Below are 1,167 nucleotides of genomic sequence, written 5' to 3'. Positions count from 1 at the left end.
CGGTGAGCGTCAAGGTAGATGTCGCGTGAGAGGGTTCAGCCGATGCGCTTCAACTCCTGCACGGCCGGGGTGAGGTTCGGAGAGGGGCCGAGACGGACGGGGCCTGCTGGCGTCCAGTTGCGAGTGTCGCGGCTCCAGCGTTCGGGGTGACTGGCTCGGGCGCGTTGGTATACCCGGTGGCGTCGAGCCAGCAGCGTGGCCTCACGGCAGAAGTGCCTGTCGTCGGGCGTGATGAAGCGGATGGCGGAGTGTCGGTGCTCGGTGTTGTACCAGTCCACGAAGCGCGTCACCCAGGCGTGCGCATCCTCGACGGACGCAAAGGGCCGCCGGGGGAAGCTGGGGCGGTACTTCAGCGTGCGGAAGAGAGCCTCGGAGAAGGCATTGTCGTCCGAGACGCGGGGCCGGCTGAAGGACGGGGTGACGCCCAGGTACTGCAAGGTGGCCAGCAGCGTGGCGCCCTTCATCGGGCCGCCGTTGTCCGAATGCAGCACCAGCCCCTCGGGGCAGCCGGCCTGCTGCCAAGAGCGGCGGATGAGGACCGAGGCATGCTCGGACGACTCCTCTTCGTGCACCGCGAAGCCCATGATTCGCCGGCTGAAGACGTCCACCACCAGGTACAGGTAGAGGAAGGCGCCCTTCACCGGGCCCTTCAGGTAGGTGATATCCCAACTCCAGACCTGGTTGGGCCCGGTGGCGGTGTGCTCGGCCCGGGGCCTGGGCGTGGGCGCCCTGGCATGGCCTCGGTGAGCCAGTTGCCCCGCTTCGCGCAGCACCCGGTAGAAACTCGCTTCGCTGGCGACGTACTCGCCCTGGTCCGCCAGTCTGGGGACTATCTGCTTGGGCGAGGCGTCCCGGAACTCCTCGCTGTTGGCCACCGCCAGGATTCGGCGCCGCTCCGCCTCGGACAGCCGGTTGGCCGGACGGGTATGTGGTCCGCACCGCCGGTCCTCCGCCGTGGCTGGCTTCCTCCAACGCTGAATGGTGCGCGGGGCCACCCCGAGCCGCTCGCAGATGGCCTCCAGGCGCACGCCCCTCTCCAGGGCCTCGTCGACGTGGGCGAGCGTCATTTCTCGCTCTTCTCGTCCGCTGCGTCGTCCTCGTCGCCCGAGTGCCTGTCGTCCCACCCCATCGCCTGAAGTTTTTTTTCGAGCACCAACAGCGCCGCCG

General features: G+C 68.5%; 1 protein-coding gene. It reads right to left on the bottom strand.

All coding sequences use genetic code 11. The annotated features are described in order from the left end of the window. Positions 1 to 35 precede the first annotated feature (35 nt). On the bottom strand, positions 36 to 1,124 hold the full coding sequence (locus HUA78_RS45680; RefSeq protein ID WP_371745825.1) for an IS3 family transposase: 1,089 nt from the start codon (positions 1,122 to 1,124) through the stop codon (positions 36 to 38). Positions 1,125 to 1,167 lie beyond the last annotated feature (43 nt).

The sequence above is a fragment of the Myxococcus sp. CA033 genome (assembly GCF_013336625.1).
GTDB lineage: Bacteria > Myxococcota > Myxococcia > Myxococcales > Myxococcaceae > Myxococcus > Myxococcus llanfairpwllgwyngyllgogerychwyrndrobwllllantysiliogogogochensis.
This window is presented reverse-complemented; position numbering and strand designations above follow the sequence as displayed.